A 22,073-nucleotide genomic window follows, 5' to 3' on the forward strand; every position below is an offset into this window, starting at 1 on the left:
TTTCTATTTGCTTGCAACTAGTTCTTCTCCATCATCTAAACGAACCGAAACAAGTTTAGATACCCCTGACTCTTGCATTGTTACACCGTACAATACGTCAGACTCTTCCATTGTACCTTTTCTATGTGTAATTACAATAAACTGTGTCTCATCACTAAATTTCTTTAAATACTGAGCAAAACGGGCAACGTTTGCCTCATCAAGAGCAGCCTCTACCTCATCTAATACACAGAATGGGACTGGGCGCACTTTTAAAATACCAAATAGCAGCGCAATTGCCGTTAAAGCACGCTCTCCACCTGAAAGTAAACCTAAGTTTTGCAGTTTCTTCCCTGGCGGTTGCGCTACGATATCAATACCCGTATTTAATAAGTCCTCTGGATTCGTCATAACTAAATCCGCTCTACCGCCTCCAAATAATTCAGAGAACACCGATTGAAACTCCATTCGAATTCCTTCAAACGTAGTAGAAAAGCGTTTTTTCATTTCTTCATCCATTTCAGTAATAAGTTGGTGCAATGTCGTTTTTGCTTCTTCTAGATCATCTTTTTGCTCTAGTAAGAATGTATGACGCTCTGCCACACGCTCATACTCATCAATTGCTCCTAAGTTTACTGTACCTAGCTCTTCGATGGAGAGTTTAATTAGTTTCACCTTTTTACGTGCATCCTCAGCAGGCATCACCATTGTATACTTCAGTTTTGCCGCTTCAAATGAAATCGTATATGTTTCACGTAAATGTTGTAATCTATTTTCTAACTCTACATCAAGTCGGTTTATTTTTACCTCTTGATCTTTCAACATCTCAAGAATGTATTTATGTTTACCTGTTGTTTCTTTCAGGTTACGCTCTAACTGTTCTACTCTCTCTTGTAACGATACACGTTGTTCACGACGAGAGCGAATTAACTCTGAAGTTTGATTACGATCATATGCTTTCTTCTCAATCATATTCGTAATTTGTTCTTCACCACTTGAATTCGATGTCATTTCTTGTTTTAAGAATGCTAAATCCTCTTTCGTTTTGACAAGCGTTGCATCGGTTTCTTCTTTTTCCTTCGTCAATCGTTCTACTTTTTCTTTTTGATTAGATAAGCGTTGTTGCTTTTCAGCTGCTAACACTTTTAACTCAGTCATTTCTTTTTGAACTTTTTCTTTCGAAGAATGTTGCTCACTTTTTTGTTTTGTTAAAGCTGTGATTTTGCTATCTAATTCCGTAATCTCTGCCTGAAGAGTCGCCAAAATCTTTTCTAACTCTTCTTTACGGCCTTGCATTTTCACTTGGTCTTGCAAGAACCCTTCAATCTCTAAATCGTAAATAGATAAACGATCATTAATACGATGTTCTTCTAATTCTAAGCGACTAATTTCTTCTCTTAATTTCTGTTCATCTACACGCTCTGCTTCTACACTTTGCCTTAGTTCGCGTATTTGCACTTCTTTTTCTTGAATCTCTTGTTTTACTGCTTTAACAAAGTTTTCTAACTTCGTTGTTTTCTCTTCCATATCAGTTAACTTACTCGTCCACTCTTCTAGTTCACGTTGACGTCCTAATAAAGATGATTTCGCCTGTTTTACCGCTCCACCCGTCATAGAACCGCCAGGGTTTACTACATCACCTTCGATTGTTACAATGCGATAACGGTATTGCAATTGTTTCGCCAACTCATTCGCTCCGCGTAAATCTTTTGCAACAATAACAGTACCTAATAAATTTGAAACTACATTTTCATATTTATTGTTATATTGCACGAGTTCTGCTGCCACACCTACAAACGATGGGTGCTGATTTACAATACGTAATTGCTCAAATGATAACGATCTACCTTTAATAACAGCTTGCGGTAAAAACGTTGCTCGTCCATGTTTATTTTGTTTTAAAAACGCAATTGCATTACGAGCATGTTCTTCTTTTTGTACAACTATATGCTGCATCGCTGCACCTAGAGCAATTTCCATTGCAATTTCATATTCTTTCGGTACCGTTAGCAGTTCTGCAACAGCACCCTCAATACCTTGCAACCTATTTTCTCTAGCTTTTAATACTTCACGTACCCCTTGATAGAAACCAGAGTAGTCCTCTTGCATCTCTTCTAGCATTTCTTTTCGAGAACGTGCCTGTTGTACAAATTGATATGCTTGATACAGTTTTGTTTCGTTTTCACTATACTGCGCCTTGCATTTCCCAAGTGCCGCTTCTGTCTTTTGTATATTCGAAAGGATTCCAGCTACTTTTTCTTTTACTTGTTCATAACTTTCCACAAGTTTTGTCTTTTTCGCTGTAATTTCCATACGCATTTCTACATATTTCGCATTTTCTTCATCAAGGCGTTCATTTTTTGAGTTTTGTTGTTTAGATTGTTCTTCAATCATAGATAACTCATTACGATGACTAGCTTGTTGATTTAAAAGTTCAATATAGTCACCTTTTAAATTCTCAATTTGCTCTTCTAAATTGTCAGCAAACGTTGCAAGTAATTGCTCATTGTCATGCAATTTCGTCTCCAACTCTTTTACATGATTTACAAATTGCATCAATACTTCTGTACTCGATTCAATCTCACCATCATAACTTGTAGCTTTCTCTGTTAATTCAACAATTAACTGTTCGAGTTGTGCACAATGCGTCGTTGCATTTTGCTTTCTCTCTTTTAATAGCTCACGCTGTCCTTCTAACTTTTCTAGCTCTTTACTAGAAAGTAAAAGTACTTCTTGCAGGGAATCTACAGACTCATCTACTGCTTGTAATTGGCCTCGTAATTCTTCTAGCTCTTCTTCACCTTTTTGTAAATGCGTTGACATTTTCGCTTCTTCGTTTTTATTATGCCCAAACTGATTTCGAAGCGCTTCCCATTTCTCATGTAATTCTTCAATTTCATGTACAATAAGCGCCGCTTCTACTTTCTCTAATTCTTCTTTTTTCTCGAGATAATCCTTTGCAATAGAAGCTTGTCTTTCTAAAGGTTCTACTTGACTACTTAATTCGTGAATTATATCTTGTACACGATTTAAGTTTTCTTGTGTGTCTGCTAATTTACCTTCAGCTTTCTTTTTACGAAGTTTGTATTTCAACACTCCCGCCGCTTCTTCAAATACACCACGACGTTCTTCTGATTTACTACTTAAAATTTCTTCAACTTTCCCCTGGCTAATAATCGAAAAAGCTTCTCTTCCCATACCAGAGTCCATAAATAAATCGATAATATCTTTCAACCTGCATGATTGTTTATTAATATAAAAATCACTATCACCAGAACGAGATACACGACGCGTTACACACACCTCATTATATTCAATCGGTAAACGTTGATCTTCATTATTTAAAGTTAATGTTACTTCAGCAACATTAACCGCTCTTCTCGTATCACTACCTGCAAAAATAATATCTTCCATCTTTGCACCACGTAATGATTTTGCCGATTGTTCACCAAGTACCCAACGAATGGCATCAGTAATATTACTTTTCCCGCTTCCATTAGGTCCTACTACAGACGTTACACCTGGGACAAAATCGACAGATACACGCTCAGCAAAAGACTTAAATCCTGCTATTTCTAATCTTTTTAAAAACACGAAAGGCCTTCCTCCTATTCTCCGTTGCTATAAATGTTGTTTATACAAAAACAAACGATTATACGGATTTCATTTCCTTACATTTATAAACGAAAAGAAAGTTTCATTCTATGCACAAGGAATCCCCCTCATTCAAAGGGGGATTCCTTATAGTTGTTCTTTTAACTTTTTCAACGCTTCTGCAGCAGCTTGTTGCTCTGCTTCTTTTTTCGACTTGCCACTACCAAGACCTAAGGCCACGTTATTTAACGTAACACGTGACACAAATTCTCGATTGTGAGCCGGTCCTTTTTCTTGCAAAATTTGATACTCAATATTGCCACTACCATCACGCTGAATCAACTCTTGTAATTGACTCTTATAATCCATCACATGAGAAAAAGCACCTTCATTAATTTTAGGGTATACAATTTCTTTTAAGAAGCCCCATACTGTTTCTAGCCCTTGATCAAGATAAAGGGCACCAATAAACGCTTCAAAGACATCCGCTAATAAAGCTGGTCGTTCACGTCCGCCTGTCATTTCCTCACCTTTTCCTAATAAAACTAGGCTACCAAATGACAACTCGTTTGCAAAACGAACAAGAGATGGTTCACATACAATAGCTGCACGTAGTTTTGTTAACTCTCCTTCGCTCATTGTCGGATATTTTTGAAACAGATACTGCGATACAGTAAGTTCCAATACTGCATCTCCAAGGAATTCGAGACGCTCATTATCTTCATGCGGTTTTTTTCGATGCTCATTCACATACGATGAATGCGTAAATGCTTGAATCAATAATTTTTCATCTGTAAACGTAATACCTATTTTTTCTTGAAATACTTTAAACGCTTCACGATATTTTGTTTCGTATTTTTTTTCTCTATATTTACGGTACGGCATAGGTCCCTCCAGATATAAGCCGAGAAGCCCCGCTAAAAAACGGGACTTCATTCAAGCATTATAGATGACTCTCTATGTAAGTCACAGCATCGCCAACAGTAGCAATCTTTTCAGCATCTTCATCAGAAATTTCCATTTCGAATTCGTCTTCTAATTGCATTACAAGTTCTACTACATCTAGGGAGTCTGCTCCTAAATCTTCCTTGAAGCTTGCAGCTGGTACTACTTCTGTTTCTTCTACTCCTAAACGATCAACGATAATTTTTGTTACACGCTCTAAAACATCTGCCATTCCATTCACCTCCCCTCAAATATTATATTAAATATTGTCCAAAAAAACTAGCTGAAATCGATTCTTTTATTACATTACCATACCGCCATCAACATTTAACGTTTGACCTGTAATATATTTGCTTTGATCAGAAGCAAAAAACGTTACAGCATTTGCGATATCTTGCGCTTCACCAAACTGAGCCGCAGGAATTAATTTTAACATTTCAGCTTTTATATTTTCATCTAATACGTCTGTCATATCTGTCGCAATAAATCCAGGAGCAATTGCATTTACAGTAATATTGCGGCTTGCTAGCTCTTTTGCTGATGTTTTTGTTAATCCGATTACACCCGCTTTAGCAGCAACATAGTTTGCTTGTCCTGGGTTTCCCGTTACTCCGACAACAGAAGCGATATTTACAATACGTCCATGACGTTGACGCATCATATATCGAGATACTGCCTTTGTACATAAGAATACACCTTTTAGGTTTGTATTAATAACTGTATCCCATTCTTCTTCTTTCATACGCATTAATAAATTATCTTTTGTTACACCTGCATTATTTACAAGAATATCAACTTGTCCAAATACATCTACAGTTTGTTTCACCATATTTGTAACGTCTTCAGCATTTGCAACATCTGCTCTTACTGCAATTGCATCCGAACCTAATTTCTTTATTTCATCAACTACTTCATTTGCCTTTTGCTCGTTACCAGCATAATTTACTACAACATTTGCCCCTTGTTTTGCTAAATCAATCGCAATTGCACGACCAATTCCACGTGAAGCACCCGTTACTAATGCTACTTTCCCTTTTAACATCAACTTTCTCCTCTCAAATTCGAAATGGTATCTTGTAATGTCTCTTCATCGTATATCGCGTATGCTTTCACTGATGAATCAATTGACTTCATAAGTCCAGCAAGTACTTTCCCAGGTCCAATCTCAATAAATGTATCTACCCCTTGACTCACCATATATTCAATGGATGGATACCATAAGACAGGCGAATAGAGCTGCTCGATTAACTTTTCTTGAATATGTGCACCACTTGTAATAACGTCTGCTGTTACATTTGCGATTACCGGAATATTCGTATCTTGAATTGTAATTTCATTTAAGACACTTTGGAATTTCTCCGCCGCTGGCTTCATAAGCGCAGAGTGAAACGGTCCACTTACTTTAAGCGGAATTGCTCTCTTTGCACCATTTTCTTTCGCTCTTTGAGAAGCAATCTCGACTCCTTGCTTTGTTCCAGAAATCACAATTTGCTTCGTACTATTCATATTAGCAATTTGTACTGCATATCCTTCACTTGTTACTTCTTCTGTAACTTGTTTCAGCATATGTGGATCAGCACCTAAAATAGCCGCCATTGCACCTTCTCCGCCAGGAACAGCTTCTTCCATATATTCCCCACGTTTCCTTACAGCATATACTGCATCCTCAAAAGTTAATGCACCCGCTGCTACAAGAGCGCTATACTCACCTAAACTATGCCCTGCGACAAAGTCTGGTGTAATATCATACTCTTTTAAAGCTGTCAAAATAGCAAAACTCGTCGTTAATAAAGCAGGTTGCGCATTTGTTGTTAACGTAAGCTTTTCCTGCGGCCCTTCAAAAATCACTTCTGAAAGTGAGTCTTGCAACACCTCATCTGCTTTTGCAAATACATTTGCAACCTCTTTATTATTCTCTGCTAACTGTTTACCCATTCCAACTGCCTGTGAACCTTGGCCCGGAAAAAGAAATGCTAGTTTTCCCATTTCAAATCCTCCTCTTATTGGAGTGGCTCTTTCTCCATTACGCTTGAAATAGTAGGAATAACTTCTTTCGCTACCATTTCTCTCGTTTGACGAATCGCACTAAATATCGATTGGTCATTGGAAGAACCGTGAGCCTTAATGACAGGAGCCTTCAATCCAAATAATGCCGCTCCTCCATACTCCGAATAATCCATTTTATCTTTTAATACCATAAGTTTTGGCTTTAATACCGCTGCTGCTAATTTGCTCGTAAACGAACTCATTAACTGCTCTTTTAACATAGAGAATAATGCAAGTGCTGTTCCTTCTAATGATTTCAGTGCTACATTCCCTGTAAAACCATCACATACAACAACATCTGCTACACCTTGCAATAAATCTCTTGATTCAACGTTCCCAACGAAATTAATTGGGGCATCTTTAAGCATTGCAAAGACTTGTTTTGAAAGCTCGTTACCTTTACCATCTTCTGTTCCAACGTTTAAAAGTCCAACGCGAGGATTTTTAATTCCTCTTACTTTCTCAGCATATACAGATCCCATTACTGCATATTGATATAAATGAATCGGTTTTGCATCAACGTTCGCTCCAACATCTAACATAACAAAACCTTCTCCATCAACAGTTGGCATTGTAGGGGATAAAGCTGGTCGCTCAATTCCTTCCATACGACCTACAACAAACAATCCAGCCGCCATTAAAGCTCCTGTACTACCAGCTGATATACAAGCATCCGCTACACCGTCTTTCACTTGCTGCGCCGCAAGTACCATTGAAGCTTGTTTTTTTCGACGAACCGCTCTTACTGGTTCATCTGTCGATTCAATTTTTTCGTCTGTATGAAGTATAGTAATTCGTTCTTCACTCGTTAAGTATTGACGAATTTCCTCTTCTTTCCCCACTAACGTAATATGTAAATCAGAATATTCCTTAATAGCTTTCATTGCTCCTAGTACGACAGCCTTTGGAGCACGATCGCCGCCCATTGCATCTATTGCGATTTTCATAAGTTGTTACCTTCCTCACTATAATTACTAGATCGATACATTTCAAAAGTGCCTGTAAAAACAAGTTCTTCTCCAACAAAGCTACGCACTTTGACAACCGTCCGCCCTTTATCATTCTCTACATCTTCCACGCGCGCTTTTGCAACAACACGCTCTCCTAATTTTACAGGACGAATGTATCGAATGGTAGACTTTGCAGTTAAAGCTAATTCTTCATCAATAACTGCAACAGCTAGTGAGTTTGCTTGTGCAAACAAATGATGCCCACGGGCAATTTGATTTCTTTTAAATACGTGTTCTACCTTCACTTCAAAAATAGAAATCGCATGTCTATCTAATTCTATATCAATAATTTCTCCGACAACCTCTTCTAACGGTAAAGATTTCACATCTTCTTCATGTTGCTTTGTAGCTACATGTTTAATTCTTTCTCTTAATTCAGGAATAGATAATTCCATACGATCAAGACGTACGGTTTGTATACTCACTTGAAATTTTTCTGCTAAATCTTCATCCGTAATAAAAGGATTCGTTTCTATCGTTTGTTGTAATAATTCTTGTCTTTCTTTTTTACTTCTTCTTTTTTTCATACCGCACCATCCATTTTTATGACTAGGTACTAACAGTAGTATATAATCATTAAAAGTAGAATGCAACAAAAACTTTTGTTGCCTCCCTTTAATCGAGCTTCTCTCCCTGGAACACACCTGTCCCGTCAAGATACGTACGCAACGACGCATATTGATCATTATGCCAAAACGCTTCTGAATCTACTAGTAACGCCGCATCTTGTCTAGCTGTTTCTAGCGCCCGATAATCATGTACCATATCAGCAACCTTGAATTCTGGTAAACCACTTTGCTTACTCCCAAAGAAATCTCCAGGACCTCGTAATTCTAAATCCTTTTCTGACAATACAAATCCATCATTTGTTTCAGTCATTATGCGCATTCTTTCTTTTCCTGTTTCTGATTTAGGGTCTGCTATTAATAAACAATACGATTGTTCACTACCACGCCCAACACGTCCTCTTAGCTGATGAAGCTGTGATAAACCGAAACGCTCTGCATCATAAATAACCATTACAGTCGCATTCGGTACGTTCACACCCACCTCAACAACTGTTGTCGACACAAGAATTTGCACTTTATTTTCACTAAATTGCCCCATTATCTCTTCTTTTTCTTGAGATGATAATCTTCCATGCATTAATCCGACTTGGCATTTCCCCTGATAATGATGAGTCAGCATACTATGTAAGTCGATTGCATTTTGTACATCAAGTTTCTCAGATTCTTCAATTAGAGGACAAATAACATATGCTTGTCTTCCTTTTTTTATCTCTTTCTCTACAAAACCGAGAACACGATCTAACATGTCATGTTTTGCCCAGTATGTTTCAATTACCTTTCTACCAGCTGGCATCTCATCGATTATAGAAACATCCATCTCTCCAAATGCAGTAATTGCTAACGTACGTGGAATCGGGGTCGCTGTCATAAATAATACGTCTGGACTTTCACCTTTCTCACGTAAAACTCGTCGCTGCGCTACGCCAAATCGATGTTGTTCATCAGTAATCACGAGACCTAACCTATGAAAGATAACTTCATCTTGAATTAAAGCATGTGTTCCAACAAGGATATCTATTTCTCCTTGTTCTAATTTTGCCAAAATCTCTCGGCGTCTCACACCTTTAACTGAACTTGTTAACAATTCAACCTTCATACCAAAGTGCGAGAACGTCTCTGCGAGCGATTGATAATGTTGTTCTGCTAAAATTTCTGTTGGAACCATTAAAGCACCTTGATAATGCGCTAATTTCGCTGCATAAAGACCAATTGCAGCGACCACCGTTTTACCAGAACCTACATCACCTTGCAACAGACGATTCATTCGATAAGGAGATGTCATATCTTTCATAATTTCATCTACAACTCGGCTTTGCGCACCAGTTAATGGAAACGGAAGTGCATCGATAAACTCTTGCAATTCTTCTGAAGGAATTTCTTTTTTCGTCCCTTTCGAATTTTCCCTCTCCATTTTTCGTAACGTTTGCATTTTCAACTGAAATAAGAAAAACTCTTCATATACAAACCGGCGACGCGCTTGCTTCAAGTCTTCCTGCCCCGATGGAAAATGCAAAGCCCGAAGCGCTTCATAACGTGGCAGTAATTTATACCGACTTAGCAATCCATCTGGTAACACTTCAACTATAGAGTCTCCATACTCCTTTAACGCTTGTGCAATAAAACGGCGCATCTGTTTTACTGTAAGTTTCCCTTTCACTGAGTACACAGGCTCCACTTCTTGTTGACGTACAACCGGTCCAAAATGAAGTTCTGATACCGCAATCGTTTGACGATGCTGGTCCCATTTTCCAGTAATCGTTACCGTTTCATCTAAATTTAACTTCTGCTTATAGTACGGCCTATTAAAACATACAGCTGTAATTAAATAACGACCTACGAGGACACGAACCGTAAGACGCGACTTCTTCTTCCCGTAATATTGCAGTAAAGGAGCACTATGAACTTTTCCCTCAACTGTTACACGTTCATCATGCTTTACTTCTGCAAGATCTTTCATCGCATAGTCTTCATAACGGTACGGAAAATGTTCTAATAGATGAGAAACTGTATAAATTCCCATCTCGTGTAGTAATTCAGATGTTTCTCCTCCGATTCCCTTTACATCCGTAACAGGAACTTGTACAACTTCATTCAAGATTCTCACGCTCCGTCACATTATTTTTTGATTCATTATCCATTAACATGATTGACATCTGTAATCGCTCTCTTTCACCATATATATTCTATCATAGGCATTCTAAGAGAAACTACTCAAATCCCTCATAAACAACACGAAAGAAAAGAGCCTCACTATTAGCAGCAAGGCTCTTTTTTATCTTCAATATGCTAGCCTTTTGAATAAAAACTAGTAATAAACTTCATATTACTACTTATTATCCATTAGCAAGTAAGTAATCCATTTATTTTCAAAACGAATTTTTTTCTTATTCTACAGAGAAGATGAAAGAATACACCGGTTGGTTTCCAGCATGTACTTCTACTTCTGCATCTTCAAAATTCTCTTCTACAAACTCAACTAATTCAGCTACTTCTTCATCAGTTGCATCTTCACCTTGTAGAATCGTTACGATTTCAGAATCTTCATCAATTAGTGCTTCCAGTAATTGCTTCGCAGCTCCTACTTTTTCAGCATTTGTTGATACGATTTTTCCATCTGCGATACACATGAAATCATCTTTTTGAATTGCCACACCATCAATTTCCGTATCACGTACAGCATACGTAATTTGACCTGTTTTCACATGAGATAAAGCTTCTTTCATGTTTTCTTCATTTTCCTCTAGCGTTCCAACTGGATTAAATGCTAACATTGCAGCCATACCTTGAGGAACTGTTTTTGAACGAACTACAATCACTTCTTGATCCACAACTGACGCTGCTTGTTCTGCTGCCATTACGATATTCCCGTTGTTCGGTAAAATAATGATTTTTTCAGCGTTTGCTTCTTCAATCGCCTTCACGATATCCTCAGTACTTGGATTCATCGTTTGGCCACCTTCGATAACTTTCGTCGCGCCAATGCTTTCAAATAAAGTTTTAATACCAGATCCCATAGCTACAGTTACGATACCATATGGTTGTTTCTCTTTAGGCTGGCTAGTTGGCTCAGGCATCATAGCAGGCTCATCTAATAAAGCAGTATGCTGTTCACGCATATTCTCTACTTTAATCTTGATTAAACTACCGTAACGTTGTCCGTAGTTCATAGCGTCTCCAGGATGCTCTGCATGAATATGAACTTTTACAATTTCATCATCAGATACAACTAGTAGTGAATCACCATACACACTAATATCTTCACGGAATTTTTGTTCAGAGAAATTATGTTCTTTCACTTTATCAGCTTCTAATTTCACCATGAACTCCGTACAATATCCATACTTAATATCTTCTGTACTCAATTGGCTTTGTACACTACGGTGATGTTCTGCGCGTACCATTTCATTCATAGATGGTTGGGCAGGTGCATCAGAAGAAATCGTTTCTCCTTTTAAGTCAGCTAAAAACCCTTCGTAAACTACTACAAGACCTTTACCACCGCTATCTACAACGCCAACTTGTTTTAATACAGGTAATAAATCTGGCGTACGATTTAACGATGCATTTGCTTCTTTCACAACGTCTTCCATAAACAAAACAAAGTCGCGCTGTTTTTTCGCAACTGTTACTGCATATTTACCCGTTTCTCTTGCAACCGTTAAAATCGTTCCTTCAATCGGTTTCATAACCGCTTTGTAAGCCGCCTCTACTCCAGCTTCTAAAGCTGCAGCAAAATCAACTGTTGTTAATTCTTCTTTTTGTTCAATGGATTTCGAGAAACCACGGAACAACTGAGATAAAATAACTCCAGAGTTACCACGAGCTCCCATTAATAATCCTTTGGCTAAACTTACGCCGACTTTACCAGCATGTTGTGAAGGATTTGCTTTCACTTCACGTGCGCCTGAAGTCATAGATAAGTTCATGTTTGTACCGGTATCGCCATCTGGAACTGGAAATACGTTTAATGCATCAACAAGCTGAACATTATTTGTTAAATTATTCGCTCCTTGAATGATCATTTGTGATAAACGTTTTCCATCAATTTTTTGAATTGACACAGATTTTCCTCCTTAATGCACATTACAAGTTTATTACTTTAACTCCTTGTACGTAGATGTTTACAGAATCTACTGCTAGTCCTACAGTTTGATCTAATGTATATTTCACTTTCGTCTGCACGTTATGTGCTACTTCTGAAATTTTCGTACCATAGCTCACAATAATATACATATCAATATGTACTTCATCTTCATCTTTACGAACAATAACACCTCTAGTGAAATTTTCTTTTCGTAAAATGTCTGTTAATCCATCTTTTAACTGATTTTTTGATGCCATACCTACGATACCGTAGCAATCTACCGCGGCACCTCCAGCAATTGTTGCAATTACATCTGTACTAATATCAATTTGACCGTACTTCGTTTTAATTTCAATTGACATCTCGTTTTCCCCCTTCATAAATGGTGAAAGTGAGTTAGACTACTTTAGTTACTATCATATAATCTTTTTAAAGAAAATTCCATCGTTCTTTCTTTTTCACTCTCATATTTTATGTTGAAAACTACACTTTTTTATGATGAGCAAAATAGTCCATTGTTATTATACAACATGTATCACTATAATATGTCAAGCAATTTTTCTTGATTTCAACTTTTCTTCATTGACATATAGTGTCAAGTAATTTTTCTTGATTTCTTTTTTCTACAGTGTTGCATTCTCTTTTTAGTTGTGTTAAATTATAGTAGTGTTTTTAGCATCGCATAAAAGACTAACATTGAAAAATTACGTATGGTAAGGTATCAAGGGAGGGAAATATAAATGGCTCGTGTTTGTGCTATTACTGGAAGAAAAGCTCGTTCTGGTAACTCTCGTTCTCACGCAATGAACGCTACAAAACGTAAGTGGGGCGCTAACCTTCAAAAAGTTCGCGTACGCATCGACGGAAAAGTTCAACGTGTTTACGTTTCTGCTAGAGCATTAAAATCTGGCAAAATCGAACGTGTTTAATAATAAAAAAAAGAGCCTCTAGGCTCTTTTTTTACTATACCAATGGAAAAAGCACCGGTAATAGGTGCTTTTTTTAATCTTTTTTGAAGGTATTTAACATGGCACGAACAATTCCACCAAGAAATTTAGGTAACTTAATTGTATAAAATCTCATGGTTTCCCTCCTAATCCCCATTACTCCACTTGGTCACTATATGATGTAAGGAGCAAAATTGTTTCTTTAATCAGTGCTTCTTATCACCATTAATATGCCAGAAGTAAATGAAAAAGTACCTTTTTCCTCAACGAGTTCATTACTAATACAAAGTGTTGATCCCCACTCTATTTTTTTATTCGTTAGAGGATATTTAAAACCAAGTAATGTAATCCCTTCCACTATTTCAGTAACAGGCACAAAAGATACATAAGGGAAATTTTTATTTTCTTCAATTATATGTGTACCCACTCTTTTTACACTTATTTCATTTTGATTGTCTACAATACACATCTCTATTCCTACTTCTAATCCTTTTAAAAGCATTTGTATATTCGCTAAACCGTGATCAAGTCTTCCGCCAGTAGCACCAAAAATACGAATGAGTGCCGGCTTTTGTTCTAACGCCCAGTTAATCGCAATTTCTAAATCCGTTTGATCTTTTTCACGAGGAACAATATGTAAATCATTTGTTTGTTGCCCCATCCATGCTAATTCTTCTTCAGTAACCGAGTCATAATCTCCAAACGCAACAGCAGGAATAATACCTCTTTTTAATAAACGATATACTCCTCTATCAACTGCCGCCCACACTACTTTCTCATTTTCATATGGAGAAAAATCTGCACAATATTCCGCAGGTCCTCCCGCTAAAATATGAATAATCATGTTTCCTTCCCCTTCTATTGTAAAAAGGCAATCTGCCATTCGGTAGATTGCCTTTTTACATATTTTTTCTCTATCCTTTATAAATAGTGAAAACTTACTACACTAGAAGATTCACTGGGATAAAGACTCGTTCATTCATTATCCACGAATGACACGAATTGCTTCACCGCGGTCTTTTTGATTGTATACTGCTGACCCAGCTACAAGTACATTTGCTCCTGCTTCTACACAAAGTCTTGCTGTTTCAGCGTTTACACCACCATCAACTTCAATTTCTACTTCTAGATTGCGCTCTTTAACCATTTCTGCAACTTGTTTAATTTTCGGTAATACAGAATGGATAAATTTCTGCCCACCAAATCCAGGGTTTACTGTCATAAGTAATACCATATCAATATCTTCTAATACATGCTCAATCACTGAAACTGGCGTATGCGGATTTAATACAACTCCTGCTTTAATGCCATGAGATTTAATTAACTGAATTGTACGATGTAAATGAGGGCACGCCTCTACATGAACAGTAATAATATCCGCTCCCGCTTTTGCGAAAGTCGGGATATAGTTATCAGGATTTTCAATCATTAAATGTACATCTAACGGTAACGATGTGATCGGACGAATTGCTTCTACAATTAATGGTCCAATCGTAATATTTGGTACGAAATGTCCATCCATTACATCGACGTGAATGTAATCCGCTCCGCCTTTTTCTACATCTTTAATCTCTTCCCCTAATTTTGAAAAATCTGCTGATAAGATCGATGGTGCAATTTTAATCATAACTAATACCTCGGCTTTCTCTCTCTAATTTCTTCTACAAATTGTTTGTAATTCTTATAACGATATTCTGTAATCTTCCCCTCTTCAACCGCAGCCTTCACAGCGCATTTCGGTTCAGAAAGATGTGTACACCCTCTAAATTTACAGTATTGGCTCGCTTCTTTCAACTCTGGAAAACAATATGTAAGATCTTCTACCTCTATATCTATGAAATCGAGTGAACTAAAACCAGGTGTATCTGCAACTAGTCCGCTTCCAATCGCAATTAATTCTACGTGTCTTGTCGTATGTTTCCCGCGTCCTAAATGTGAGGAAATATCATTCGTTTTCAGTTCTAATTCTGGACGTAAGACGTTAAGCATAGAAGATTTTCCAACACCAGATTGTCCCGCAACAACGGAAACACAACCTTCTAAGAACGGTTTTAAAATATCAATACTTTCCGATGTATTTATAGAAGTAAATAATACATCATATCCCATCTCACGATAGTCATTTGCATAAGATTCAACAGTCTCTCTCATTTTTTCATCCACTAAATCCATCTTACTAATGCAAATAATCGGCTTAATGTTATGATATTCAATCAGCACTAAAAATCGATCTAACAGTCCCGGATTAAAATCTGGTTCTACTGCTGAAAAAACAAGAATTGCTTGATCAACATTAGCAATAGGAGGCCTGACAAGTTCATTTTTTCGATCAAATACTTCAAGCACGTATCCTTCACTTGGATTATCAGCCTGAAAAACAACTTGGTCTCCTACCAGTGGTGTAATTTTATTTTTTCTAAATACACCACGCCCGCGACATTGTGTAATCCCTTCTTCATGCTGCACATAATAAAATCCACTTAGAGCTTTTACAATTTTTCCTTCTGGCATATAATTCTCCTTTATTCTGTATAAAGTGAAGCTGTAATTCATATTGAATGGATTATCATTCTTTAAATAAAGATTTCAAAACCCGTCATATATACACATTAATATATTTAATCTACCATCAAATTTAAAATATTATTTATAACAGTATCACTTTTATATCTTTTTGAATCATATATTTTTGCCTGTTATACAGTCCACTATATGTAGACAGCATAACAGGCAGAAGTAATACATTCCATTCTCTCTAAAAAGAAAATGGAATTCATTATTATTGAGTTGGATATGGTACTTCTTTGTCAATAATCGTTACACCATCTCGTACAATTTTATAATGTCCTTTTGTACCTTCTTGAATTACAAATTCTAATGAAATAGTTGCCGACTCTGAAATTGTTCTAGTTTCAATTGGTCTATCCATTTTTTGTTGCATATCTTCTTTATAAATTTCTATCGTTTGCGGTTTTTTCTCACCTATTATAGAAGACTCATACGGAATAGAAATATTATCTACTTTCACTGTTTTCGTTACTTTCGGCTTAGGACCTTCTGAGATGACAATCGTCACTTTATCTCCTTCTTTTAACGGCGTTCCTGGTTTTGGAGATTGCGAAATTACAAGTCCTTTATCAACAGTATCAGAATACTCTCGTTTTATATCTGGAGTTAGTTTCCTCTCATTCAAATAACCATTGACACTATTTTCAGTCCATCCTGAAAAGTCACCTGGTCTAATTTGATATGGACCCTTACTTACCCAAATTTTCAAGTCTTGTTCCGCCTCTACTACCATTTGATCCGGCGTCGGAATTTGCTCAACGATTTCACCTTTTGGTCTATCATTTTCAATATAATTTATTGTAACTTGTTTATATTTTTCTTCTAATTCAGACCTTATGCTCTCAAAATCTTTTCCTGTGAGATCACTCATCTTATTTTTCTTTTTCCCACCCGATTGATAGATAGTAATTTTAGAGTTCTCTTTCACGACTCTTCCGGCCGCGGGGTCTGTTTTTAGAACACCACCGACCTCTACATCATCTGTATATACAATATTAGGTTCCGTAACCTCAAAACCCTTTTCAACTAATGTATTTACTGCAGTCGTATATTTCATACCAGACACATCAGGGACTTTTACATCTTTTGGAATAAAGAATCCTGGAATAACAGTAAGGGCTAACGTTATTCCGATCGCTAAAAGTAAAAATGTTGTAATTAAGATTTTGAGCCATTTATTACTTCGTTTTTTCTTCTTATTTAAATCCGTTTCTTCTTTTCTTGTCTGTTCATCCACTTTACTTCCTGTTAAAACAATTGTTTCATCAGTAACATTTTCGAATAATTGTTCTTGTTGAATAATCGGAATCGCTTTTGTCGCTTCCATATCTTCCGGTATGTAAAATGGCTGCTCATTTATCCTCTCTGGATATAGCGCAGTTTCAATATCTCGTTTCATCGCATTGGCAGATTGATATCGATGAAACGGATCTTTCGCAGTTGCCTTTAATATAATATTTTCGACACTTTGCGGAATATGTTCATTCCATCTTCTCGGAGACGGAATTTCACTTTGTAAATGTTTTAAAGCTATAGCAACAGCAGATTCACCAGAAAACGGTTGTCTTCCTGTTAACAACTCAAACATAACAATCCCTAGGGAATAAATATCTGATTGTTTATTTGCTATCCCGCCGCGCGCTTGTTCTGGTGATAAATAATGCACCGAACCGAGTACTGAATTTGTATGTGTAATTGTTGTTGCACTTGTAGCTGTCGCAATTCCAAAATCTGTTACTTTTATTACTCCATCAGCTCGAATTAAAATATTGTGCGGTTTAATATCGCGGTGCACAATTTCAAAATGATGGGCATGTGCCATGGCGGATGTTAACTGCTCCATAATATCAAGAGCTTCTCCTATCGGTAACATCCCTCTCTCAATTATGTATTGCTTCAATGTTTGTCCTGGTACATACTCCATTACAAGATAATATATACCATCTTCTTCTCCGACATCATACATATTCACAATATTTGGATGCGACAACGTTGTAACAGACTGCGCTTCTCGATGGAAACGTTTAATAAACTCTTCGTTATTTGAATAGTCGAGTCTTAATATTTTCACCGCTACATCTCGGCCTAGTATATCATCATGAGCTAAATACACATTGGCCATTCCACCGCCACCAATCATTTTCAGTAGCTTATAACGGTCATTTAAGCGTTTTCCAATCAGCACGTTGCACTTCACCTACTTTCGTTTGTCGAACCCGCATAATCAATGAGAACAAGGGTGATATTATCTTCCCCGCCACGATCATTCGCCAATTGAATGAGACGTTGTCCCTTAGTTTCTAGCTGTTCATTTAACTGTAAAACTTGTTGCATATCAGCAATAGAAACTTTGTTAGATAGTCCATCAGAGCAAAGAAGTAACTGATCATCTTCCTCTAGCACTAATGTTTTCACATCTAATCCGACTTTCTCTTCTGTTCCTAATGCCCTTAACAAAACATTCTTTTTCGGGTGATATTCTGCGTCTTCTTTTGAAATTTCACCATGTCTCACAAGTTCATTGACAAGTGAGTGATCTTCCGTTACAAGCGAGATTTCCCCCTCTGATACCATATAACAACGACTATCTCCTATATGACCTATCGTCACAAAATTTGGTGTACAAATCGCTATTATAAGTGTTGTTCCCATCCCGTTACATTCTACATGTTGCTTAGAGTATTCATATATACGCTCATTAATAATCCCAACGCTAGTATGTAACCACTCTTCTACTTTTTTTGGCTCGTTCATATTATGCGTTTGCTTCCAATAATCATGGAATAATTGAATGGTCATCGAGCTAGCTACATCACCAGCTCGATGACCTCCCATTCCATCTGCTACTACCGCTAAAATATTTCCATCTAAATTGTGAAAAACTCCTGCACTATCTTCATTATGTTGACGAACTTTTCCTTTATCTGATAGAAACACGGCTTTCATCTCGTCACCTCGTCTCTTCTTTGCGCTCCTTCGCACGCAACTGACCGCAGGCTGCATCAATATCATGACCTTGTTCACGGCGAATCGTTACATTTACTCCACGATCTTTTAACGTTTTTTCAAATAAGAAAATTTGTTCACGTGGCGTACGTACATAATCACGTTCAGGTACGTAGTTTACCGGAATTAAGTTCACATGACATTTTACACCTTTCAAGAGCGCAGCAAGCTCTTCAGCGTGCTCAACTTGGTCATTTTCGCCTCCAAATAGTCCATATTCAAAAGTAATACGACGCCCTGTTCTATTTACATAGTATTTAATAGCTTCCATCAAATCTGGTAGCTTATAAGCACGGTTAATCGGCATTAATTTTGAACGTAATTCTGAGTTTGGAGCATGCAGTGAAATCGCAAAATTAATTTGTAAATCTTCTTCAGCGAACTTATAAATTTTCGGGATGATTCCACTTGTCGAAACTGTCATATGTCTCGCACCAATATGAAGTCCTTTTTCATGGTTAATGATGCGTAAGAATCCCATTAAATTATCGTAGTTATCAAATGGTTCTCCAATTCCCATAACGACAAGAGAACTTACACGTTCTTCTGATTCATCAAGTGCACGTTGCACTTCTACTACTTGTGCTACAATTTCTCCAGCTTCTAAGTTTCGCTTTAAACCGCCAAGCGTTGAAGCACAGAACGTACACCCAATACGACAACCTACTTGTGTTGTTACACAAATGGAATTTCCATATTCATGTCGCATTAATACCGTTTCAATAGAATATCCATCATATAATTGGAATAAGAATTTAATTGTTCCATCCGAAGACGTTTGTTTTACTAACGTATTTAAAGTAGTAATATCAAAGGAATTCGACAATTTTTCACGCAATCCTTTAGAAAGGTTTGACATATCCTCATAATTTTTTACACGTTTTTTATATAACCAATCAAAAATTTGTCCAGCACGGAACTTTGGTTCTCCTTGCTCCTTTAACCAATCTTGCATTTCATGAAGTTGTAAAGAGTAAATTGATGGTTTTTTCGTTTCTAAATTTTTCTTTTGTTTTCTCACAGTCGTTTCCACGATGCTACACCTTCTTCCTTAAACAAGCAATATAAAAGCCATCTGTTGCAAAATAATGCGGTAAAATTTGTACTTGACCTTCATCAATATACGGACTTAGCTTTTCTGGCATACGCTCTTTTATCGTAGTATCCCACTCGAACTCAGGATGCTCTTGTAAAAATCGTTCTATTACTTGTTCATTTTCTATTTTCTCAATTGTACACGTACTATAAACAAGGCGACCACCTTGTTTTAATAACGGTGCGATTTTTTCTAGTATTGCAAGTTGAATCGTCGATAATCTTTCACTATCGCCTTTATCTTTACCTAACTTAATATCAGGCTTACGTCTAATTACACCAAATCCAGAACATGGGGCATCTACTAATATTTTATCAAACGTTTCATTTGCAAAGTGTTCTTGTACTTTTCTAGCATCTAATGCCTTTGTTTCGACATTTCCTAGACCAAGTCGCTCTGCTTGTTGTTTAATTAAACGTACTTTGTGCGCATGTAAATCAAGGGACATGACTTGACCAGTTCCTTTTAATCGCTCTGCAATATGCGTTGTTTTTCCACCTGGAGCAGCACAACTATCAAGAACTACATCTCCCTCATCTGGTTCTAAGGCACGTGCTACCAGCATAGAACTTTCATCTTGAATAGAAAGAAAACCTTTTTTAAACGCATCTGTGTGCGCTACATTTCCTTTTTCAATTTGAATTGCATCATCTGATAAATCGCCACGCTTCGCTTCTATACCTTCACTAGCTAATAATGTAATTGCTTCTTCTACTGTTATTTTATCAACATTTACACGCGCTGTTGGTACAGGCGGTAACATGTTCACTTCACACATTTTCTCAGCAGTTTCTAAACCATATTCTGAAGCCCATTCTTGGACAAGCCAAACTGGATGACTTGTTGCAATTGCCAAGCGTTCTACTGGATCTTTGATTTCATCTACAGAAGGTACACCTTCTCTTTGAATCGAACGTAATACACCGTTCACCATACCAGCAATTCCTTTATGCCCGCGACGCTTTGCAATCTCAACTGCTTCATGAATAGCCGCTCTTTCGGGCACTCGGTCTAAATAAATCATTTGATATAAAGATAAGCGAAGCAATACTCTTACCCACGCTTCAACCTTCTTTTTTAAAAAAGGCTGTAAATAATAATCTAATGTGTCACGACGTTGAATTGTTCCATATACAATTTCAGTTAATAAACCAATATCTTTTCTATCAATTGTACTTTTTTCAATTAGATTATTTAAAAGTAAGTTACTGTATGCACCACTTTTTTCTACTTGAATTAAACCATCAAGAGCTAATTCACGAACATTTTGTCTCATGCATTTTCTCCTAACTTCGTTCCAATTTCAGGTTTTGTGCCACGTAAAAATTGCGAACAACTCATACGCTTTTTACCAGAAGGTTGCAATTCTGTAACTTTAACACCCGTTTCATTACCAGTTGCTACAACGAAACCATCTTCTTCAATTGCAACAATCGTACCTGCTTCAGCTGATTTCGTTACAGGTACTTTTTCTCCCCACCATACTTTAACAACTTGTCCTGCTAAAGTTGTATAAGCAACTGGCCATGGATTCAATCCGCGAATGTGATTGTATACTTCTTCACCTGTTTTTGTCCAATCAATTTTCTCTTGCTCACGTTTTATATTATATGCAAACGTTACTTCTTCCTCGCTTTGTTTAATTGGTTCTAACTTACCTTGAATTAGTAAAGGTACTGTTTTAGATAAAAGATGTGCCCCTGCTTCACTTAACTTATCAAATAACGAGCCTGTCGTTTCACGCTCTTCAATTTCCACTTCTACTTGCGTTAAAATATCACCAGCATCCAATTTTTCTACCATATACATAATTGTAATACCTGTTTTTTCTTTCCCTTCCATAATTGCATAATGGATTGGTGCACCACCACGAAGTTCAGGAAGTAAAGAAGCGTGGACGTTAATACATCCATACTTCGGTGCTTCTAAAATTTCATTTGGTACAATTTGACCGAACGCAGCTGTTACAATTAAATCCGGCTCTAATGCCAGTACTTTTTCATATTCGTCTTTTTCACGAATTCTTAACGGTTGTAACACTGGAATACCATGTTTTTCTGCTTCCACTTTAACAGGTGTAGGTGTTAATACTTTCTTTCTGCCTACCGGACGATCTGGTTGCGTCACAACACCTATTACATCATAGCCATCTTCAATAAGACGACGAAGCACCGGCACTGAAAAGTCCGGTGTTCCCATAAATACTACTTTTATCATTTAAAAACCGCT

Annotated in this window: 20 protein-coding genes; 1 reads left to right on the plus strand and 19 read right to left on the minus strand. The window is 37.1% G+C overall.

Annotated features, from left to right (window positions below):
• Positions 1-3 precede the first annotated feature (3 nt).
• The 10 genes from smc to PDQ68_RS06160 form a co-directional block, all read right to left on the minus strand.
• Positions 4-3,573 carry a chromosome segregation protein SMC gene (gene smc / locus PDQ68_RS06115; RefSeq protein ID WP_000479000.1) on the minus strand — a complete coding sequence of 1,190 codons (3,570 nt, stop codon included), beginning with the start codon at positions 3,571-3,573 and terminating at the stop codon, positions 4-6.
• 147 nt (positions 3,574-3,720) lie between these two features.
• Entirely contained in the window at positions 3,721-4,458 is a 738-nt protein-coding gene (rncS, locus tag PDQ68_RS06120) for a ribonuclease III (RefSeq protein ID WP_001146876.1), read from the minus strand.
• A 58-nt stretch (positions 4,459-4,516) separates the two neighbouring features.
• Positions 4,517-4,750: an acyl carrier protein gene (acpP, locus tag PDQ68_RS06125; RefSeq protein WP_000786062.1), complete on the minus strand. Its 234-nt coding sequence runs from the start codon at positions 4,748-4,750 to the stop codon at positions 4,517-4,519.
• 69 nt (positions 4,751-4,819) lie between these two features.
• A complete protein-coding gene (gene fabG, locus PDQ68_RS06130) occupies positions 4,820-5,560 on the minus strand; it encodes a 3-oxoacyl-[acyl-carrier-protein] reductase (RefSeq protein ID WP_000911784.1) in 741 nt (246 codons plus the stop codon).
• The gene (gene fabD / locus PDQ68_RS06135) at positions 5,560-6,504 is read right to left on the minus strand and encodes an ACP S-malonyltransferase (RefSeq protein ID WP_061183964.1); all 945 of its coding nucleotides are present in this window, start codon (positions 6,502-6,504) and stop codon (positions 5,560-5,562) included. The genes fabG and fabD overlap by 1 nt, the downstream gene beginning before the upstream one ends.
• A gap of 14 nt (positions 6,505-6,518) precedes the next feature.
• A complete protein-coding gene (gene plsX, locus PDQ68_RS06140) occupies positions 6,519-7,511 on the minus strand; it encodes a phosphate acyltransferase PlsX (protein WP_061183963.1) in 993 nt (330 codons plus the stop codon).
• Complete coding sequence (gene fapR, locus PDQ68_RS06145; protein ID WP_000747352.1) at positions 7,508-8,101, minus strand: transcription factor FapR; 594 nt, start codon at positions 8,099-8,101, stop codon at positions 7,508-7,510. The genes plsX and fapR overlap by 4 nt, the downstream gene beginning before the upstream one ends.
• An 88-nt stretch (positions 8,102-8,189) precedes the next feature.
• Positions 8,190-10,238: an ATP-dependent DNA helicase RecG gene (recG, locus tag PDQ68_RS06150; RefSeq protein ID WP_061183962.1), complete on the minus strand. Its 2,049-nt coding sequence runs from the start codon at positions 10,236-10,238 to the stop codon at positions 8,190-8,192.
• Positions 10,239-10,527: 289 nt separating this feature from the next.
• Positions 10,528-12,204, minus strand: a complete 1,677-nt coding sequence (locus PDQ68_RS06155; RefSeq protein ID WP_000027110.1) for a DAK2 domain-containing protein — start codon at positions 12,202-12,204, stop codon at positions 10,528-10,530.
• Positions 12,205-12,226: 22 nt separating this feature from the next.
• Positions 12,227-12,589, minus strand: coding sequence for an Asp23/Gls24 family envelope stress response protein (locus tag PDQ68_RS06160; RefSeq protein ID WP_000021109.1), 363 nt, complete (start codon positions 12,587-12,589; stop codon positions 12,227-12,229).
• Positions 12,590-12,967: 378 nt separating this feature from the next.
• Between PDQ68_RS06160 and rpmB the strand changes: the two genes are divergently transcribed.
• Positions 12,968-13,156, plus strand: a complete 189-nt coding sequence (gene rpmB, locus PDQ68_RS06165; protein WP_000124776.1) for a 50S ribosomal protein L28 — start codon at positions 12,968-12,970, stop codon at positions 13,154-13,156.
• A gap of 73 nt (positions 13,157-13,229) precedes the next feature.
• On the opposite strand, the gene spoVM is transcribed toward rpmB, so the two are convergent.
• The 9 genes from spoVM to fmt form a co-directional block, all read right to left on the minus strand.
• Positions 13,230-13,310, minus strand: coding sequence for a stage V sporulation protein SpoVM (gene spoVM, locus PDQ68_RS06170; protein WP_001213599.1), 81 nt, complete (start codon positions 13,308-13,310; stop codon positions 13,230-13,232).
• 66 nt (positions 13,311-13,376) lie between these two features.
• Positions 13,377-14,057 carry a thiamine diphosphokinase gene (locus tag PDQ68_RS06175; protein ID WP_029141182.1) on the minus strand — a complete coding sequence of 227 codons (681 nt, stop codon included), beginning with the start codon at positions 14,055-14,057 and terminating at the stop codon, positions 13,377-13,379.
• 99 nt (positions 14,058-14,156) lie between these two features.
• The gene (gene rpe, locus PDQ68_RS06180; RefSeq protein ID WP_000589966.1) at positions 14,157-14,801 is read right to left on the minus strand and encodes a ribulose-phosphate 3-epimerase; all 645 of its coding nucleotides are present in this window, start codon (positions 14,799-14,801) and stop codon (positions 14,157-14,159) included.
• A 2-nt stretch (positions 14,802-14,803) separates the two neighbouring features.
• Positions 14,804-15,685: a ribosome small subunit-dependent GTPase A gene (rsgA, locus tag PDQ68_RS06185; protein WP_001113936.1), complete on the minus strand. Its 882-nt coding sequence runs from the start codon at positions 15,683-15,685 to the stop codon at positions 14,804-14,806.
• Between the two features lie 268 nt (positions 15,686-15,953).
• Positions 15,954-17,927 (minus strand): serine/threonine protein kinase PrkC, encoded by a 1,974-nt coding sequence (prkC, locus tag PDQ68_RS06190; RefSeq protein ID WP_016718309.1) that lies wholly within the window; start codon positions 17,925-17,927, stop codon positions 15,954-15,956.
• Positions 17,928-17,935: 8 nt separating this feature from the next.
• The gene (locus tag PDQ68_RS06195) at positions 17,936-18,688 is read right to left on the minus strand and encodes a Stp1/IreP family PP2C-type Ser/Thr phosphatase (RefSeq protein WP_000648696.1); all 753 of its coding nucleotides are present in this window, start codon (positions 18,686-18,688) and stop codon (positions 17,936-17,938) included.
• 4 nt (positions 18,689-18,692) lie between these two features.
• Positions 18,693-19,781: a dual-specificity RNA methyltransferase RlmN gene (gene rlmN / locus PDQ68_RS06200; protein WP_000450543.1), complete on the minus strand. Its 1,089-nt coding sequence runs from the start codon at positions 19,779-19,781 to the stop codon at positions 18,693-18,695.
• 4 nt (positions 19,782-19,785) lie between these two features.
• Positions 19,786-21,120, minus strand: a complete 1,335-nt coding sequence (gene rsmB / locus PDQ68_RS06205) for a 16S rRNA (cytosine(967)-C(5))-methyltransferase RsmB (RefSeq protein ID WP_016718310.1) — start codon at positions 21,118-21,120, stop codon at positions 19,786-19,788.
• A complete protein-coding gene (fmt, locus tag PDQ68_RS06210) occupies positions 21,117-22,061 on the minus strand; it encodes a methionyl-tRNA formyltransferase (RefSeq protein WP_016718311.1) in 945 nt (314 codons plus the stop codon). Before fmt ends, rsmB begins: the two co-directional genes overlap by 4 nt.
• Positions 22,062-22,073 lie beyond the last annotated feature (12 nt).

This window comes from Bacillus cereus group sp. Bc010, from assembly GCF_027716745.1.
GTDB lineage: Bacteria > Bacillota > Bacilli > Bacillales > Bacillaceae_G > Bacillus_A > Bacillus_A pacificus.

Bases quoted from the DNA above. Each gene is read 5' to 3' on its own strand.
- PDQ68_RS06195 (WP_000648696.1), bottom strand. From the start codon at position 18,688: ATGAAAGCCGTGTTTCTATCAGATAAAGGAAAAGTTCGTCAACATAAT.
- fabD (WP_061183964.1), bottom strand. From the start codon at position 6,504: ATGGGAAAACTAGCATTTCTTTTTCCGGGCCAAGGTTCACAGGCAGTT.
- PDQ68_RS06160 (WP_000021109.1), bottom strand. From the start codon at position 12,589: ATGTCAATTGAAATTAAAACGAAGTACGGTCAAATTGATATTAGTACA.
- rncS (WP_001146876.1), bottom strand. From the start codon at position 4,458: ATGCCGTACCGTAAATATAGAGAAAAAAAATACGAAACAAAATATCGT.
- fapR (WP_000747352.1), bottom strand. From the start codon at position 8,101: ATGAAAAAAAGAAGAAGTAAAAAAGAAAGACAAGAATTATTACAACAA.
- rpe (WP_000589966.1), bottom strand. From the start codon at position 14,801: ATGATTAAAATTGCACCATCGATCTTATCAGCAGATTTTTCAAAATTA.
- spoVM (WP_001213599.1), bottom strand. From the start codon at position 13,310: ATGAGATTTTATACAATTAAGTTACCTAAATTTCTTGGTGGAATTGTT.
- plsX (WP_061183963.1), bottom strand. From the start codon at position 7,511: ATGAAAATCGCAATAGATGCAATGGGCGGCGATCGTGCTCCAAAGGCT.
- rsmB (WP_016718310.1), bottom strand. From the start codon at position 21,120: ATGAGACAAAATGTTCGTGAATTAGCTCTTGATGGTTTAATTCAAGTA.
- fabG (WP_000911784.1), bottom strand. From the start codon at position 5,560: ATGTTAAAAGGGAAAGTAGCATTAGTAACGGGTGCTTCACGTGGAATT.
- fmt (WP_016718311.1), bottom strand. From the start codon at position 22,061: ATGATAAAAGTAGTATTTATGGGAACACCGGACTTTTCAGTGCCGGTG.
- acpP (WP_000786062.1), bottom strand. From the start codon at position 4,750: ATGGCAGATGTTTTAGAGCGTGTAACAAAAATTATCGTTGATCGTTTA.
- rpmB (WP_000124776.1), top strand. From the start codon at position 12,968: ATGGCTCGTGTTTGTGCTATTACTGGAAGAAAAGCTCGTTCTGGTAAC.
- PDQ68_RS06175 (WP_029141182.1), bottom strand. From the start codon at position 14,057: ATGGCAGATTGCCTTTTTACAATAGAAGGGGAAGGAAACATGATTATT.
- rsgA (WP_001113936.1), bottom strand. From the start codon at position 15,685: ATGCCAGAAGGAAAAATTGTAAAAGCTCTAAGTGGATTTTATTATGTG.